The 886-nt window shown below is 71.2% G+C and carries 1 protein-coding gene; it reads right to left on the minus strand.

Annotated features, from left to right (window positions below; all coding sequences use genetic code 11):
- On the minus strand, positions 1–886 hold an 886-nt coding region (locus ACLD7X_RS17185), incomplete at both ends, for an integrin alpha (protein ID WP_411424907.1).

The following is an 886-nucleotide window of genomic DNA, read 5'->3' on the forward strand; positions in this document are numbered from 1 at the left end:
CCCTGGATAATGCAGCCCCGCGCGGGAGCGACGGCGGTCAGATCCGTCACGAACTGCACCGCGATCGCCGCTGCCGCCCGCACCTCCGCGCTGCCGTCCTCCGACACCCAGCGCGTATAGGTGACGCCGCCGGCATCAACGGTGCCGGCATCGGTCCAGGCATCGTTGAACAGCCGCAGCCAGTCCCCGGCATTGCCATCGACAGTCACGATGGCGACGCCGTTGACGCGCTGTTCCGTCAGCGCCAGCACCGCCAGCCTGTCGATCACCAGGATGTTGTCGCCCGACCCCGTCAGGTCGATCCGCTCCACGCTGTCGATGCGCGGCATCGGGTTCGCGGTCAGGTCGAGCGTCACGTCCGCGCCGCCGATCGCCAGCGTATCCGTGCCATTGCCGCCATGGACGCGACGGAAACCCGCATCGGCGGCCACCAGGCGATCATCCCCTGCGCCGCCGCTGAACGCATCCAGCCCGCCGCCGCCCGTCAGCGTGTCATCGCCCGCGGCACCGATCAGCATCTCCGCCGCTGCCGTGCCCGTGGTGGTCACGGGCGCGGTGGAACCCCCGAACGCCCCGCCGAACACGACATAGCCCTCGCCGGCCCAGAATCCGGCATCCTCGCCGTTGGGGGCGCCGACGATCAGGTCGTCGAACCCGTCGCGGTTGACATCCCCGGCCGCGGAGACGCTTCGGCCCGCACTGTCGGCCGGCATATCGCCCTGGATGATGAAGCCCTGCGCGGGGCTGAGCGTCGTCAGGTCGATCACCTGCCGCCCGGCACCATCCGCCACGCCGAAGCCGCCGGCCGCGCCGAACACCACATAGGCTTCGCCCGCGCCGTCGCCGCCGTCATCGCCCGCTGGCGCGCCGATGATCAGGTCGGCGA

The organism is Aphanothece microscopica RSMan92, assembly GCF_046613545.2.
GTDB lineage: Bacteria > Cyanobacteriota > Cyanobacteriia > PCC-6307 > Cyanobiaceae > NIES-981.